Here is a 16,143-nt window from a genome sequence, read left to right on the forward strand (position 1 = left end):
CCGCCGCTACCCTCCGGGCATGTCACCCGCACAGCGCCCCCTGCGTCTCTCCCGGTCGATGCTCAAGACCCTGCGCGACGACCCGGCCGACGCCGAGACGCCGGGCCACCGGCTGCTCGTCCGCGCCGGCTACGTCCGCCGGAGCTCCGCCGGGGTGTGGACGTGGCTGCCGCTCGGCAAGAAGGTGCTGGACAACGTCGCCCGCGTGGTGCGCGAGGAGATGGACGCCATCGGCGGCCAGGAGGTCCTGCTGCCCGCACTGCTGCCCCGGGAGCCCTACGAGGCCAGCGGACGCTGGACCGAGTACGGGGACCTCCTCTTCCGGCTCCGCGACCGCAAGGGCGCCGAGTACCTGCTCGGGCCCACGCACGAGGAGGTCTTCACCCTCACGGCCAAGGACCAGTGCGCGTCCTACAAGGACCTCCCGGTCACCCTCTACCAGATCCAGACCAAGTACCGGGACGAGGCCCGGCCCCGCTCCGGGGTGCTGCGCGGGCGCGAGTTCCTGATGAAGGACGCGTACTCCTTCGACCTCGACGACGAGGGGCTCGCGGAGTCCTACCGCCGCCACCGCGAGGCGTACTTGAGGATCTTCGGACGCCTCGGGCTCGACCACCGCGTGGTCTCCGCGGTGTCCGGCGCCATGGGCGGTTCCGCCTCGGAGGAGTTCCTGGCCCCGGCCGAGGCGGGGAGGACACCTTCGCCGACTGCCCCGGGTGCGGCTACGCGGCCAACACGGAGGCCGTCACCACGGCCGTCCGGCCCGTCGATCCCGCCGGTCACGGGCCGCTGGAGGAGCTGGACACCCCCGACACCCCCACCATCGACACCCTCACCGCCCACCTGGGCGTCCCCGCCTCGGCGGTGCTCAAGAACGTCCTCGTCAAGGTCGACGGCGAGATCGTCGCCATCGGCGTACCCGGCGACCGCGAGGTCGACCTCGGCCGGATCGCCGAACGGCTGGCCCCCGCCGAGGTGGAGCTCGTCACCGCCGACGACTTCGCCTCCCACCCCGACCTCGTGCGCGGCTACATCGGTCCCCGGAAGCTGCCCGTCCCGTACTGGGCCGACCCCCGGGTGGCGCCCGGCACGGCCTGGGTCACCGGCGCGAACAAGCCCGGCACGCACGCGCGGAACGTCGTCTGCGGCCGGGACTTCACCGTCGACCGCCACCTCGACGCCGTCGTCGTGGAACCCGGCGACCCCTGCCCGCGCTGCGGCACCGGCCTCCGGCTCGGACGGGCCATCGAGATCGGCCACATCTTCCAACTGGGCCGCAAATACGCGGACGTCTTCGGCTTCGACGTCCTCGGCCCCGAGGGCAAGCCGGTCCGCGTCACGATGGGGTGCTACGGCATCGGCGTCTCCCGCGCCGTCGCCGCCCTCGCCGAGCAGACCCACGACGAGCGCGGCCTGTGCTGGCCGCGCGAGATCGCCCCCGCCGACGTCCACATCATCGTCGCGGGCAAGGCCGTTCAGACGGAACTGGCCGACGCCCTCACCGCCCGGCTGTCCGACGCGGGCGTCCGCGTCCTGCTCGACGACCGTGCCGGCGTCTCGGCGGGCGTCAAGTTCGCCGACGCCGAACTGATCGGCGTCCCGGCCCTGCTGACCGTCGGCCGCGCCGCGCCGGACGGCCGGGTGGAGCTCAAGGACCGGCGCACGGGGGAGCGGGAGGAGCTGTCCGCGGACGAGGCGGTGGACCGGATCGTGGCCCGGCGGTAGCCCGTCCCTCAGAGCAACGCCGCGAACTCCAGCAGGAGTTCGCCCGTCTTCCCCGCGCCGGCGGCCCGTTCGCGCAGGCCGTCCGCCACCGCGCGGAACAGGGTCCAGCCGCGCAGCCGTTCGGCGTCCACCTCCAGGGCGTCCGCGAGGCGGGCCCCGCGGCGGCGGACGATCGCCGGCGCGCCGGGGGAGGCGAGGAGGGTGTCCGCGCGGTCGCGGACCAGGCGGGCCAGGTCGTAGGCGCGTTCGCCGGTCAGCGGACGGGGACCCACCGCCAGCCAGGGCAGCCGCTCGCCCGCCAGCACCTTGCCCTGGTGGTAGGCGCCGTGCAGCAGGCTCGGCGGCTCGTCCGCCGGGCCCGGCGCCAGGGCGTCCCGCAGGTCCAGGGCCTCGTCGACGAGGGGCCGGGCGTCCGCCGCCCAGGGCTCCTCCCGCCAGGCGCGCAGGGCGCCGACGAGACTCGCCGTGTGGTCGGCCACCGAGGGGATCGCCGTGCCGCCGGGCGGCGCGACCCACAGCCGCTGGAGCGTCGCCGACGCCTCCAACTGCGCCTTGGCCTCGGCGAGCGAGCGCAGGCCGACGTCCGGGTGCAGCCGCTCCAGCAGCAGCGCGCCCGCCTCCGGAGCGGCCGTCAGGACCCGGACCGCGCCCAGTCCGGCCCAGTGCTCCAACGCGGTGTGCTCGGCCGCCGCCGCGCCGCCGGGCGGGAGGAGTTTGAGCGCCGCCGGGGTGCCGTCGGCCCGGTGCGCCAGGACCACCAGGCCCGAACGCCCGCCCGGTGCCTGCACCCGTTCGGGCGTCAACTCCCAGCGGTCCAGCCACTCCTGGGCCGTCGCCGGGAGCCCGGCCAGCCACCGGCGGGCGGCCTCGGCGCGGGCGGGGTCGGGGTCGGAGCCCAGGGCGTGAACCAGCCGGTCCGGCGGTTCGAGGCGGTCGTTCGCATGGCCCATCCCTGTGCTGTCCCTTTCGTCCGTCAGTCGCTGCCGGTGGGGCGTCCGTGCCGGTGGAGCCGGCCGAGGACGGAGGCTACGCGCCGGCCGGGAGCCGCCCGGCGAGCCCAGGGAAGGCTACGCTGCTGCCCCGCCAGCGCGTTCCCCGCACCGCCGCCTCGCGCAGCGCCGCCGCGGCCTCCCCGCGCAGCGCGCCCTCCGCCGCCGCGACCAGGTCGGCGTAGACGGCCGTCACCCGGCTCTCCAGCTCCGCCGCCAGCCGCACCGCGGCGGGCGCGTCCGGCACCGGGAACGGCAGCGTGTACGCCGCGTCGGCGGCGACCGGCGCGCCGCCCAGGTCGCGGACGGTACGCCGCAGCGCGTCCCGCCGGCCCTGGTGCGCCTCGTACGCCTCACGGGCCTCCTGGGCCCGCTCCTCCCCGGCGCGGGCGCCGACGACCCCGTACCCGTACACCGCCGCGTGCTCGGCGGCCAGGGCCGCCTGTGCCGCCGTCAGCACGGCCGGATCCGTCATGCGTCCGCTCCCAGCAGGTAGGCGTGGGCCGCGCCGGACGCGGCCACCGAGGCCAGCAGCCGGGCGAGTTCGGGCGGGGCCGCGGCGAGGGCAGCGGTGTGGCCGTCGGCCGTACGGCGCTCGGCGGCGGCGAGCGTGGCGAGCGCCTGGTCGGGGTCGTCCGGGACGGCGGGCGGGGGCGCCGAAGAAGAAGGGACGGGGGCGGCGGTGGCGCCGAACGCCGCGGCGTGGCGGGCGGTTTCGGCCCGCAGCGGGCGCAGCCGGGGCGCCAGTCCGGGGTGCGCGGCGAGCGTCGCGTCGTAGCGGGCGAGCAGTGCCGCCGTGTCCCGGACCGCGGCGGCGCGGGTCCGGCCGTCGGCACCGTCACCGTCCCGGCCGCCGGCGCAGCCGGTGAGCAGCAGCGCCGCAGCGCCCGTCAGCAGCGCGCGTCTGCGGGGGCCGCGGGCCCGCGCCGTCGTCGTGAACGCCACGTTCCACTTCCTGCCGGTGGTCGTCGGGGCACCGTCGCGGGACCAGGGGTCGTGATCACCGTTCGTGAGCGTACCGGCGCCCGGCGGGTGTCCCGCGGACGAAGGCACCGAATCGTCAGCCGGGTGCCGGAACGGATAGGCTTTGACCTGACACGCGACTTTCCCACAACAGCACACGCGGCCGAGGAGTCACCCGGATGAGCACCACCCAGAGCGAGCGGCTCCGCGAGCTGCTCGCCCCTCTCGTCAGCGCACGGGAGCTGGATCTGGAAGAGGTCGAAGTGACGCCGGCCGGAAAACGGCGTGTGCTGCGCATCGTGGTGGACTCCGACGACGGCGTCCAGCTGGACGAGTGCGCCGAGGTGAGCCGCGAGATCTCCGCGAAGCTCGACGAGAGCGACGTCATGGGCGGCGCCCCGTACGTCCTGGAGGTCACCTCCCCCGGCGCCGACCGCCCCCTCACCGAGCACCGGCACTACGTCCGGGCCACCGGCCGGCTGATCAAGGCCCGGCTCACCGAGGGCGGCGAGCTGGTGGCACGGATCATCGCCGTCGACGACGAGGGACTGGACCTGGAAGTGCCGGGGGTGAAGGGGCGCAAGCCCACCGCCCGGCGGCTCGCCTTCGACGAGATCGCGAAGGCCCGCGTGGAGATCGAGTTCAACCGACCGTCCGGTGCGGGGGCCGCGCAGGCCGCAGCAGATACCGACGAGAACCAAGAGGAGGCGTAGCCGTGGACATCGACATGAGTGCCCTGCGGGGCCTGGTGCGAGAGAAGGAAATCTCCTTCGACCTGCTGGTCGAGGCGATCGAGTCGGCCCTCCTCATCGCGTACCACCGCACCGAGGGAAGCCGCCGCCGGGCCCGCGTGGAGCTGGACCGGTCCAGCGGCCACGTCACGGTCTGGGCCAAGGAGGACCCGCAGGACCTCGCCGAGGGCGAGGAGCCGCGCGAGTTCGACGACACCCCGTCCGGCTTCGGCCGGATCGCCGCGACCACCGCCAAGCAGGTCATCCTCCAGCGTCTGCGTGACGCCGAGGACGAGATCACTTTCGGTGAGTTCGCGGGCCGCGAGGGCGACGTCGTCGCCGGTGTCGTCCAGCAGGGCAAGGACCCCAAGAACGTCCTGGTCGACATCGGCAGGCTGGAGGCCATCCTGCCGGTGCAGGAGCAGGTCCCCGGCGAGGACTACACGCACGGCACCCGGCTGCGCACCTACGTCGTCCGGGTGGCCAAGGGCGTCCGCGGTCCGTCCGTGACGCTGTCGCGGACCCACCCCAACCTGGTGAAGAAGCTCTTCGCCATGGAGGTCCCGGAGATCGCCGACGGGTCGGTGGAGATCGCCGCCATCGCCCGCGAGGCCGGTCACCGCACCAAGATCGCCGTCCGTTCGACCCGCTCCGGGCTGAACGCCAAGGGCGCCTGCATCGGCCCGATGGGCGGCCGCGTCCGCGCGGTGATGGCGGAGCTCAACGGCGAGAAGATCGACATCGTCGACTGGTCGGACGACCCGGCCGAGCTCGTCGCCCACGCGCTGTCCCCCGCCCGGGTGAGCAAGGTCGAGGTCGTGGACCTGGCCGCCCGCTCGGCGCGGGTGACCGTCCCGGACTACCAGCTGTCGCTCGCCATCGGCAAGGAGGGGCAGAACGCCCGCCTGGCCGCCCGGCTCACCGGCTGGCGGATCGACATCCGGCCGGACACCGAGCAGCAGGACAAGCCGGAGTAAGCCCACGCCCGGCGCGGGCGGACGGAAGCACTCGGGGGCGCGCGGCGAGCAGTCGGCGCCGGTTCACGACGTCGTGCCCCCGGCGCGATCCGCAAGCGGAACCATCGGAAAACCGCCCTCCACGCGCCACGAGTCAAAAAGCATACGTAGCCGATCTGTGCCCCAAAGGGGTGAGCCCGGCTCGGGGAGGTAGACTTAACCAGTGTCTGGCCGGACGCATGCCCGCGCATGCCCTCAGCGCACCTGTGTGGGGTGCCGGGAGCGAGCGGCCAAGGGCGATCTGTTGCGGATCGTGCTGATCGAGGGCGCCTGCGTCCCCGATCCGCGCGGTACGCTGCCCGGCCGGGGTGCCTCCGTGCACCCCACACTGGTCTGTCTCGACCTGGCGGTCCGCCGCCGGGCGTTTCCCCGGGCCTTCAAAAGCCCGGGACCGCCGGACACCGCGGAACTGCGCCGCCACATCGAGACGATCGGGCGGTAAGAAGAGTTGGACCCCGCGTCAGCGGGGATGTCCCAGGCACGGGTACCCGGTACCCGTGCGGTCAGGTACCTCGCGATTTGGAAGTAGGTCGAGATTGCGATGAGCACTCGATGAGTACGCGATGAGTACGCCCATGAAGTAGCGACGGTCCGGTTGACAACCCGGACCTAGAAGGAGCGAAGTGGCTAAGGTCCGGGTATACGAACTCGCCAAGGAGTTCGGAGTGGAGAGCAAGGTCGTCATGGCCAAGCTCCAAGAACTTGGTGAATTCGTCCGTTCGGCGTCCTCGACGATCGAGGCGCCGGTCGTCCGTAAACTGACTGACGCGCTGCAGGGGCCCGGCGGCAACGCCGGCAAGTCCGCTGCCAAGCCCGCGGCGCCGCGCAAGGCGGCCCCCGCGAAGCCGGGCGCGCCCACTCCGGGTGCCCCGCGCCCCGCCGCACCGGCCCCCAAGCCGGCCGCGGCCCCCACCACCCCCAGCACGCCCAAGCCCGCCGGTGGCGCCCCCGCCCCGGGCCCCCGTCCGGGTCCGAAGCCGGCCCCGGCGAAGCCCGCCCCGGTCACCCCGGTGCCCGCCGCGGAGTTCTCCGCGCCGGCTCCGGCCCAGCCCGCCGCCCCGCAGCAGTCCGGCGCCCCGCGTCCGGCCGCTCCCGGCCCGCGCCCCGGCGCGCGTCCGGGCCCGGCGGGTCAGCAGCGTGACGGACGTGACGGCGGCCAGGGCCAGCGTGCCCCCCGTCCGGGTCAGGGCGGTGCCCGCCCCGGCGGTCGTCCGGCCGGTCCCCGTCCGGGCAACAACCCCTTCACCTCCGGTGGCTCCACCGGCATGGCCCGCCCGCAGGCCCCGCGCCCGCAGGCACCCCGCCCCGGCGGCGGTCCGGCCGGTCCCGGCGGCGCCCCGCGTCCGCAGGGCGGTCCCGGTGGTGCTCCCCGTCCGCAGGGTCAGGGCGCTTCCCGTCCGACCCGGGCGGCATGCCCCGTCCGCAGGCTCCCGGCGGCGCCCCGCGTCCCGGCCCGGCGGGCAACCGTCCGAACCCCGGCATGATGCCGCAGCGTCCCGCTGCCGGCCCGCGTCCGGGCCCCGGCGGTGGCGGTCGTGGTCCCGGCGGCGGTGCCGGTCGTCCCGGCGGCGGCACCGGTCGTCCCGGCTTCGCCGGCCGTCCGGCCGGTCCCGGCGGCGGCGGTCGTCCCGGTGGCGGCGGCGGCTTCGCCGGCCGTCCCGGTGGCGGTGGCCCCGGTGGCGGCGGCGGCTTCGGCGGCGGTCGTCCCGGCTTCGGCGGGCGTCCCGGCGGCCCCGGTGCCCGTGGTGGCACGCAGGGTGCCTTCGGCCGTCCCGGCGGTCCGGCCCGTCGCGGCCGCAAGTCCAAGCGTCAGCGGCGCCAGGAGTACGAGGCCATGCAGGCCCCGTCCGTGGGCGGCGTGATGCTGCCGCGCGGCAACGGCGAGACCATTCGCCTGTCGCGTGGTGCCTCCCTCACCGACTTCGCGGAGAAGATCGGCGCCAACCCGGCGTCGCTCGTCGCCGTGATGATGAACCTCGGCGAGATGGTCACGGCCACGCAGTCCGTCTCCGACGAGACGCTGCAGCTCCTCGGCGGCGAGATGAACTACACGGTTCAGATCGTCAGCCCCGAGGAGGAGGACCGCGAGCTCCTCGAGTCGTTCGACATCGAGTTCGGTGAGAACGAGGGCGGCGAGGAGATGCTCGTCGCGCGTCCGCCGGTCGTGACCGTCATGGGTCACGTCGACCACGGCAAGACCCGACTCCTCGACGCGATCCGCAAGACCAACGTGGTCGCGGGCGAGGCCGGTGGCATCACCCAGCACATCGGTGCCTACCAGGTCGCGACCGAGGTCAACGACGAAGAGCGCAAGATCACCTTCATCGACACCCCGGGTCACGAGGCGTTCACCGCCATGCGTGCCCGTGGTGCCAAGTCGACCGACATCGCGATCCTCGTGGTGGCGGCCAACGACGGTGTCATGCCGCAGACGATCGAGGCCCTGAACCACGCCAAGGCGGCCGACGTGCCGATCGTGGTCGCGGTCAACAAGATCGACGTCGAGGGCGCGGACCCGACCAAGGTGCGCGGTCAGCTGACCGAGTTCGGCCTGGTGGCCGAGGAGTACGGCGGCGACACGATGTTCGTCGACATCTCCGCCAAGCAGGGTCTGAACATCGACAAGCTGCTCGAGGCCGTCGTCCTCACCGCCGACGCCGCGCTCGACCTGCGCGCCAACGCGGAGCAGGACGCGCAGGGCATCGCGATCGAGGCCCACCTCGACCGCGGCCGCGGCGCCGTGGCCACCGTCCTCGTCCAGCGCGGTACCCTCCGCGTCGGCGACACGATGGTCGCGGGCGACGCCTACGGCCGCGTGCGGGCCATGCTCGACGACAAGGGCCAGAACGTGGAAGAGGCGGGTCCGTCGACCCCGGTCCTCGTCCTCGGTCTGACCAACGTCCCGGGCGCCGGCGACAACTTCCTGGTTGTCGACGAGGACCGCACGGCCCGCCAGATCGCCGAGAAGCGCGCGGCGCGCGAGCGCAACGCCGCCTTCGCCAAGCGCACCCGTCGGGTGTCCCTCGAGGACCTCGACAAGGTGCTCAAGGCCGGTCTGGTCCAGGACCTCAACATCATCATCAAGGGCGACGCGTCCGGTTCGGTGGAGGCTCTCGAGTCCTCGCTGCTCCAGCTCGACGTCGGCGAAGAGGTCGAGATCCGCGTGCTGCACCGCGGTGTGGGTGCGGTCACCGAGTCGGACATCAACCTGGCGACCGGCTCCGACGCGATCGTCATCGGCTTCAACGTCCGCGCCGAGGGCCGTGCCACCCAGATGGCCGAGCGCGAGGGCGTCGACGTCCGGTACTACTCGGTCATCTACCAGGCGATCGAGGAGATCGAGGCGGCCCTGAAGGGCATGCTGAAGCCGGAGTACGAAGAGGTCGAGCTCGGTACGGCGGAGATCCGCGAGATCTTCCGCTCGTCCAAGCTGGGCAACATCGCGGGTGTCCTCATCCGCTCCGGCGAGGTCAAGCGCAACACCAAGGCGCGCCTCATCCGCGACGGCCGGGTCGTCGCCGAGGACCTCACCATCGTCGGTCTGCGTCGTTTCAAGGACGACGTCACCGAGATCCGCGAGGGCTTCGAGGGCGGTATCAACCTCGGAAACTTCAACGACATCAAGATCGACGACGTCATCGCGACGTACGAGATGCGCGAGAAGCCGCGAGGCTGATGACGCGGCCCGCGCGGAGCGCGGTCCACCAGGGGTGGTGGCCGGGCGACGGGTGGGCAGCTCCTGGGGCCGGTCGACGGGGATATCCCGTCGATCGGCCCCGGCCGTTGCGTGTACGGTTTCGAATGAGCCGTACACATGACGGATCCCCAAGGCCCCCGGGTGGCATGAACCCGCACCACATGTACGTAGGGACGCTGTCCTTCGACCTCCTCCTCGGCGACGTCCGGTCGCTGAAGGAGAAGCGCTCCGTCGTCCGCCCGATCGTCGCCGAACTGCACCGCAAGTACGCGGTGAGCGTGGCGGAGGTCGGAGACCAGGACCTCTACCGCAGGGCCGTGATCGGCCTGGCGGCGGTCTCCGGCGACATGGGGCACCTCACGGACCTGTTGGACCGCTGCGAGCGCTGGGTCGCCGCACGTCCCGAAGTGGACCTGCTGTCCGCGCGGCGGCGGTTCCACGGCGAGCACGACGACTGAAACACCAAGAAGGAGACGGACCAGTGGCCGACAATGCGCGGGCTAAGAAGCTGGCGGACCTCATCCGGGAGGTGGTGGCCCAGAAGCTGCAGCGCGGCATCAAGGACCCGCGGCTCGGCAGCCACGTGACCATCACGGACACCCGGGTCACCGGCGACCTGCGGGAGGCTACGGTCTTCTACACGGTCTACGGCGACGACGAGGAGCGGGCCGGCGCGGCCGCCGGGCTGGAGAGCGCCAAGGGCATGCTCCGGTCCGCGGTCGGCAAGGCGGCGGGGATCAAGTTCACCCCGACCCTGACCTTCGTGCCGGACGCCCTGCCGGAGAACGCCCGGACCATCGAGGACCTCCTCGACCGGGCCCGCAACCTGGACGCCAAGGTGCGCCAGGAGGCGTCGGGCAAGGACTACGCCGGCGAGGCCGACCCGTACCGCAAGCCGGACGAGGACGACAACGGGACCGCCGAGGGCGGCGCCTCCGCATGAAGCGCAAGTCACCGCCCGGCCCCGACGGTCTCGTCATCGTCGACAAGCCGGCCGGCTTCACCTCGCACGACGTCGTCGCCAAGATGCGCGGCATGGCGAAGACCCGCCGCGTCGGGCACGCCGGAACCCTCGACCCGATGGCGACCGGCGTGCTCGTCCTCGGCGTCGAGCGGGCCACCAAGCTCCTCGGCCACCTCGCGCTGACCGAGAAGGAGTACGTGGCCACCATCCGGCTCGGGCAGAACACCGTGACGGACGACGCCGAGGGCGAGATCACCTCGTCGGCCGACGCCTCCGGGGTCACCCGCGAGGCGATCGACGCCGGGGTGGCCAAGCTGACCGGGGCCATCATGCAGGTCCCGTCCAAGGTCAGCGCCATCAAGATCGACGGCAAGCGCTCGTACAAGCGGGCGCGCGAGGGCGAGGACTTCGAGATCCCCGCCCGCCCGGTGACCGTCTCGTCCTTCGTGGTGCACGCCGTGCATCCGGCGGAGGCCGAGGACGGCACGCCGGTGCAGGACGTGCTGGTCTCCGTGGTCTGCTCGTCCGGCACCTACGTCCGCGCCCTGGCGCGCGACCTGGGCGCGGACACCGGCGTCGGCGGCCACCTGACGGCGCTGCGGCGCACCCGCGTCGGCCCCTACGGGATAAGCGAGGCGCGCACCCTGGACCAGCTCCAGGAGGAGCTGGCCGTGATGCCCGTCGCGGACGCGGTCTCCGCCGCGTTCACCCGCTGGGACGTCACCGAGGAGCAGGCGAAGCTGCTCGGCAACGGCGTCCGGGTGCGGATGCCGCTCTTCGAGACCACCGGAGCGGTCGCCGTCTTCGGGCCGGACGGCACCTTCCTCGCCCTGGTGGAGAACCAGGGCGGGCGGGCGAAGAGCCTCGCCCTCTTCGGCTGATCCCGCGCCGGGAACGCCTCGGGAACACCGTGGGGCGGGGACCGCGTCACCGCGCTCCCCGCCCCACGACCCCCCTCCTCCCATCTCTATCCATCTGATACGCACGATTCACCCCAACGGGCAGGCGCTCGGAGTGAACCACGGGGGTGCAAGGGGGCGCGTTCGGCTCGCGATCTGTCCTGCCGATCACCGGCTGCCTACCTTCGGAACGTACGGGCGTACGCACGTACGGTCACGCGGGGAGGTTCGGCGGATGAGCGGTCGGCGGGCCGACGCGGACGAGTCCTTGGTGCGCATCAGGGATCTCGCCGGGCGGCGGCGCGGCACGGGCTTCCCGGTCGACGACAGGTCCACCCTGATCACCAGCCACGAGGCGGTCGACGGCCTCGCCTGTCTGGTGCTGCACGCCGCGGGCGACCGCACGGTGGTGGTCGGCGCCGACGCCGTCACGCCGCTGCCCGACTGCGACCTGGCCCTCGTCCGCACGGAGGGCCTGGACCTGCCGCCGCTCGCCGTCGCCGCGACCGAGCACATCGAGGGCGGCACCGAGGTCCGGCTGCGGGCCGGCCGCTGGCACGACGCCGCGGTCGTCGGCGAACCCCTGGTCACGTACACCGCCACCGACCGCTTCCACCTGCTGCGCACCGCCCTGGAGCTGTCCCTGCCGGAGCGGACGCCGCTGCGGCTGGGGGAGGAGGCCACCGGCGGCCCGGTGCTCGACGCGGGCACCGGAGCGGTCGTCGCCGTCCTCGGTACCGCGCTGCACGCCGAGCGCCGGGCCGGCGGCTACGCGATCCCGCTGCGGGCCACGGCCGCCGCCGACCCCGACGGGCCGCTGGCCAGGCTCCTGGACCGGAACGCGGCGACGGTCCCCGCCTACGGCCGCGACCTCAACCTCGCCGGCGCCCTCCAGCTCACCGGCACCTCCCTCGGCTCGGTGGTCACCCCCCGCACCTGGCGCGACCCCGTCGAGCGGCCCGAGACGATCCGCGAGTTCGACTGCTTCCTGGCCGGCGGGTCGCCCGGCGCGCGGGCCCTGACCCGGGCCGCCGGCGGGCACGGGCCCGGCGGGCCGTACGTCCTCGGCCTGGTCGGCGAGCCCGGCACCGGGCGCACCACGGAGCTGGGCGCCCTCGCCGCCCGGCGCTCGCGCGGCGCGGAGCCGGCGCCGACGCTCTGGCTGCGCGGCGCCGACCTCCGCGCCGACGACGGGAGCCTGCGCGACGCCATCGCCCGCGCGCTGCAGGCCGCCGGCCGCATCGTCACCGCCTCGGCGGGCGCCCAGGGCACCGTCGGCGACACCTCCGCGGCCACCCCGGAGGCCGTCGCCCGGCTCGGGCACCGGGTGGGCCGGCCCCTGCTCGTCCTCCTCGACGGCCCCGAGGAGATGCCGCCGCTGCTCGCCCACGCGCTGCCCGCCTGGACCGCGGCCACCGCCCGCTGGCTGGAGCGGACCGGCACCCGGCTCGTCGTCGCCTGCCGCCCCGAGCACTGGGAGACGGCCGGCGCCCTCTTCCCGCCGGACGCCCTGCACTCCCCGGCCACCGCCCTCGGCACCGGCGCCCCGGCCCTCACCGCCGCGCCGCCGGCCGCGCTGCCCGCCTGCGTCCGGCTCACCGGCCTCACCCCCGAGCTCGCCGAGCGCGCCCGCGCCTCGTACGGCGTCCCGGCGGGCGGGCTCGCCCCGGCGGACGCCGGGCATCCGCTCGCCCTCCGGCTGCTCGCCGAGGTCCACGCCGCGCTCCCGGACGGCGCGGACCGGCCGGAGGGCGCCCCTGCCCCCGACCGGTGGGACGTCTTCGCCGCCCACCTCGACCTCGTCTGCCTGCGCATCGCCGTCCGCCTGGCCGCCGCCCGCCGGCCCCCGCTGCGCGGCACGGCCGTCCGCCGGCTGGCCGCCAAGGTGGCCGGGCAGGTGCACGAGGCGGCCCGGCAGTGCCTCGGCCCCGGCCAGGGGGAGCTGGAGCGGGAGACGTTCGAGCAGCTCTTCCCCTGGCGCACCGGCTGGGCGTCCGCCGTGCTCACCGAGGGGCTGCTCGTCCCGGCGGGCAGCGGCTACCGCTTCGCCCACGAGGAGTTCGCCGACTGGCTGCACGGCACCCACCTCGACCTGGACGCCGCCCTGCACGCCCTCGTCCACCGCTGGTACGAGCCGGAGGGCCCGCCCGCCGAGGCGGCCGTCCGGCTGCCCTCCCGCCGGGGCGGCGGCCCGGCCCGGGCGCCCGAGGGGCACGTACCGCCGCCGCCCGGCTCCCGGCCGCCGACCAGACGCCGGGGCCGGCGCGGCGGCGACCGGCAGGAGCGGCCCACGCTGCTGCCCGTCCCACGGCACCGCATCGGCCCGGTCCTCCAGTCCCTCCTGCTGCTCGGCCGCCGCTCGGGCCCCACCGAACTCTCCCGGCGGCTGACCGCGCTGGTCCACGCCGTGGAGACGCTCTCCGGCCGGGAGGGCGCACCCGCTCCGGCCGCGGACGGCGGGGCGGAAGCCGCCGGCCGGCCGCCGGTGCTCACCGACCCGGCCTGGTGGGCGGCGCACCTGCTCTCCGAGACCCTGCTGCGGGTCCCGGACGCCACCCCGTACCTCGGGGTGCTGCGGCTGCTCGCCGAACGGGTCGCCGAGTGCGCCCGCGCGGCCGGCGGCTTCGACTCCACGGCCACCGAGGCGCTCGGCGGCCTGACCCGGTTCGGCCCGCCGTTCTGGCTCCGGCTGCCTCTGGGCCTCGGGGACCGCCTGGACCTGCTCCGCCGCCTCGTCCCCGCCGACGCCCCGCCGCCCGGCGCGGCCGGCGGGACGCACCAGCCGCCCGCCGCCGACCGCTTCCTCCCGGCGGCGGCCGCCCTGCTGGGCGACGAGCCGTGCGCCGCCCAGGCGCTGATCTGCCGGTGGTTCGACGACGACCGGCCGCTGCTGACCGCGCCGGACGGCGGTGGCGAGTTCGCGGCGCCCACCGTGGCCACGGCCGCCCAGGCCATGCTCCACACCCACCGCAGACGCGCCCTCGACGACCTCACCGATGCCCTCGTCGGCGCCGCCCACCCGAAGGCCGACGAACTGCTGGCCGCCCTCGCCGAGGACGAGCCGTCCGCCGTCTGCCGCGCCGTCGACCGCTGGGCGCACGACGACCGGGTGGAACTGCACGTCGCCGCCGCCGCGTACGGCCTGAAGGCCGTGCCGTACGTCACCACCGAGGCCGACCGCGGACTGCTGCGCTACTCCGCGCTGGCCCTGCTCGCCCGTCCCGCCGAGACCGCCCTGCGCGGGCCGGCGCTGGCCGTCCTGGTCCGCGACCCGCTGACCCGCGCCAAGCACCTGCCGGAGGCCGTCGCCCGGTTCTCCGCCGGCGACCCACAGGTCCCGGCCGCGGCCCTGGCCGCCGCGCTGACCACCCACCCCGAACCGGTGCTCGGCGCCTTCCGCGCCCGCCTCTACCAGCCAGGGGACGGGCCGGCGGACGTCCTGCGGATCCTCGCCGAGGTCGCCGACCCGGCGCTCGCCCGCCGCGCGGCCTCCCTGGTCCGCGAGCACGTCGAGCACCGGCCGGACAGCGCCCCGCACGTGGCCGCGTTCATCGACCGGCGGCTGGAGGACGGCCCGTCCGCCCGCGCCGTCCTCTTCCCGCTCGTCACCCACCTGCTGCGCACCCGCCCCGCGCCCGTCCGCCGAGCCCTCGCCCCGGTGCTCGCCGCGCCCGGCACGGCCGCCTCCCGGGCGCTGCGGCGCGAGCTGCTGGAGGTGCTGCTGGAACGGGAGGAACAGGAGCCGTACGAGCGCGGCGGCGACATCCTCGACGCGCTGCTGCGGGCGGTGGCCGAGGGCGCGTCCGAACGCTCCGAGGCGCGCACCCGCGACCTCGTGCTCCGGGTCGGCGAGCTGCTGGCCCGCACCACGGAGGGCGCGGCCCGCTTCGACCGCCGGCTGGTGCAGCTCGCCGCCGAGATCCCGGCGTTCGGCGCCCGGCTGCGCCGCTGGCTGCGGACCGCGCCCGCGCGGTGGGCGCCGGTGGTGGGCCCCGGAGCGCGGATCCGGCTGACGGCGGGAGGCGGGAGTGACACGCGTGGCGTGGACGATGCGGGGGTCCCGGCCGATGCGGACCGCCGCCAACCGGCATGGCACTCTTAGACCTGCGTAATCGACAGAGACAAGAGTTCGGGTTCGGGCGAGGAGCGGGCACAGTGCAACGCTGGCGTGGCTTGGAGGACATCCCCCAGGACTGGGGGCGCAGCGTCGTCACCATCGGCTCGTACGACGGTGTCCACCGCGGACACCAGCTGATCATCGGCCGTGCGGTGGAGCGGGCGCGCGAGCTGGGGGTGCCGTCGGTCGTGGTGACCTTCGACCCGCACCCCAGCGAGGTCGTACGGCCGGGCAGCCACCCGCCGCTGCTGGCGCCGCACCACCGGCGCGCGGAGTTGATCGCGGACCTCGGCGTGGACGCGGTCCTCGTCCTGCCCTTCACGGCGGAGTTCTCCAAGCTGTCGCCGGCCGACTTCGTGGTGAAGGTCCTCGTCGACAAGTTGCACGCGAAGCTCGTCGTCGAGGGCCCCAACTTCCGCTTCGGCCACCGCGCCGCGGGCACGGTCGCGCTGCTGGAGGAGCTCGGCACGACCTACGACTTCGGCGTCGAGGTCATCGACCTCAAGCTCACCGGCGAGGCGGGCGGCGACCTGCCGTTCTCGTCGACGCTGACCCGCCGCCTGGTCGCCGAGGGCGACGTGGCCGGCGCCATGGAGATCCTCGGCCACCCGCACCGCGTCGAGGGCGTCGTCGTCCGCGGCGCCCAGCGCGGCCGCGAACTCGGCTTCCCCACCGCCAACATCGAGACCCTGCCCCACACCGCCATCCCCGCCGACGGCGTCTACGCCGGCTGGCTCGTCGTCGAGGGCGAATCCATGCCCGCGGCGATCTCCGTCGGCACGAACGTGCAGTTCGACGCGACGGAGCGGACGGTGGAGGCGTATGCGATCGACCGGGTCGACCTGGATCTGTACGGGCTGCACGCCGCGGTCGACTTCCTCGCCTATCTGCGGGGGATGGAGAAGTTCGAGACGCTTGACGCGCTCTTGGAGCGCATGGCGGATGACGTGAAGCGGGCGCGGGAGCTGGTGGCTGCTGCGGGGTGAGGGTGCCCCGGTCCCGCCCTTTCGCCGTTTCCTGGGGCTGCGCCCCGGACCCCCTT

Annotated in this window: 11 protein-coding genes and 2 pseudogenes; 10 read left to right on the forward strand and 3 right to left on the reverse strand. The window is 74.8% G+C overall.

Annotated elements, in window-relative coordinates; all coding sequences use genetic code 11:
- The first annotated feature begins 19 nt into the window (after positions 1–19).
- Positions 20–1,725: pseudogene (locus tag ACQEVS_RS24745) on the forward strand (proline--tRNA ligase).
- 8 nt (positions 1,726–1,733) lie between these two features.
- Here ACQEVS_RS24745 and ACQEVS_RS24750 read toward each other — a convergent pair.
- The 3 genes from ACQEVS_RS24750 to ACQEVS_RS24760 form a co-directional block, all read right to left on the reverse strand.
- On the reverse strand, positions 1,734–2,675 hold the full coding sequence (locus ACQEVS_RS24750; protein WP_433023672.1) for an aminoglycoside phosphotransferase family protein: 942 nt from the start codon (positions 2,673–2,675) through the stop codon (positions 1,734–1,736).
- 76 nt (positions 2,676–2,751) lie between these two features.
- Positions 2,752–3,189 carry a ferritin-like domain-containing protein gene (locus tag ACQEVS_RS24755; protein WP_433023673.1) on the reverse strand — a complete coding sequence of 146 codons (438 nt, stop codon included), beginning with the start codon at positions 3,187–3,189 and terminating at the stop codon, positions 2,752–2,754.
- A complete protein-coding gene (locus ACQEVS_RS24760) occupies positions 3,186–3,659 on the reverse strand; it encodes a hypothetical protein (protein ID WP_433023674.1) in 474 nt (157 codons plus the stop codon). Before ACQEVS_RS24760 ends, ACQEVS_RS24755 begins: the two co-directional genes overlap by 4 nt.
- A 197-nt stretch (positions 3,660–3,856) precedes the next feature.
- Here ACQEVS_RS24760 and rimP point away from each other — a divergent pair, with 197 nt between their 5' ends.
- From rimP to ACQEVS_RS24805, 9 genes and pseudogenes are all read left to right on the forward strand, one after another.
- Positions 3,857–4,390, forward strand: coding sequence for a ribosome maturation factor RimP (rimP, locus tag ACQEVS_RS24765; RefSeq protein ID WP_433023675.1), 534 nt, complete (start codon positions 3,857–3,859; stop codon positions 4,388–4,390).
- Between the two features lie 2 nt (positions 4,391–4,392).
- Complete coding sequence (nusA, locus tag ACQEVS_RS24770) at positions 4,393–5,385, forward strand: transcription termination factor NusA (protein WP_223772366.1); 993 nt, start codon at positions 4,393–4,395, stop codon at positions 5,383–5,385.
- Between the two features lie 202 nt (positions 5,386–5,587).
- The gene (locus tag ACQEVS_RS24775; protein WP_433023676.1) at positions 5,588–5,866 is read left to right on the forward strand and encodes a YlxR family protein; all 279 of its coding nucleotides are present in this window, start codon (positions 5,588–5,590) and stop codon (positions 5,864–5,866) included.
- A 181-nt stretch (positions 5,867–6,047) separates the two neighbouring features.
- Positions 6,048–9,100 (forward strand): annotated as a pseudogene (infB, locus tag ACQEVS_RS24780) (translation initiation factor IF-2).
- Between the two features lie 182 nt (positions 9,101–9,282).
- The gene (locus ACQEVS_RS24785; RefSeq protein ID WP_433027883.1) at positions 9,283–9,579 is read left to right on the forward strand and encodes a DUF503 domain-containing protein; all 297 of its coding nucleotides are present in this window, start codon (positions 9,283–9,285) and stop codon (positions 9,577–9,579) included.
- A gap of 23 nt (positions 9,580–9,602) precedes the next feature.
- Positions 9,603–10,064 (forward strand): 30S ribosome-binding factor RbfA, encoded by a 462-nt coding sequence (rbfA, locus tag ACQEVS_RS24790; protein ID WP_433023677.1) that lies wholly within the window; start codon positions 9,603–9,605, stop codon positions 10,062–10,064.
- Positions 10,061–10,966 (forward strand): tRNA pseudouridine(55) synthase TruB, encoded by a 906-nt coding sequence (gene truB, locus ACQEVS_RS24795; protein WP_433023678.1) that lies wholly within the window; start codon positions 10,061–10,063, stop codon positions 10,964–10,966. The genes rbfA and truB overlap by 4 nt, the downstream gene beginning before the upstream one ends.
- A 253-nt stretch (positions 10,967–11,219) precedes the next feature.
- Positions 11,220–15,086: a serine protease gene (locus tag ACQEVS_RS24800; RefSeq protein WP_433023679.1), complete on the forward strand. Its 3,867-nt coding sequence runs from the start codon at positions 11,220–11,222 to the stop codon at positions 15,084–15,086.
- Positions 15,087–15,139: 53 nt separating this feature from the next.
- Entirely contained in the window at positions 15,140–16,087 is a 948-nt protein-coding gene (locus ACQEVS_RS24805) for a bifunctional riboflavin kinase/FAD synthetase (protein WP_433023680.1), read from the forward strand.
- Positions 16,088–16,143 lie beyond the last annotated feature (56 nt).

Source organism: Streptomyces sp. CA-181903 (assembly GCF_050937075.1).
GTDB lineage: Bacteria > Actinomycetota > Actinomycetes > Streptomycetales > Streptomycetaceae > Streptomyces.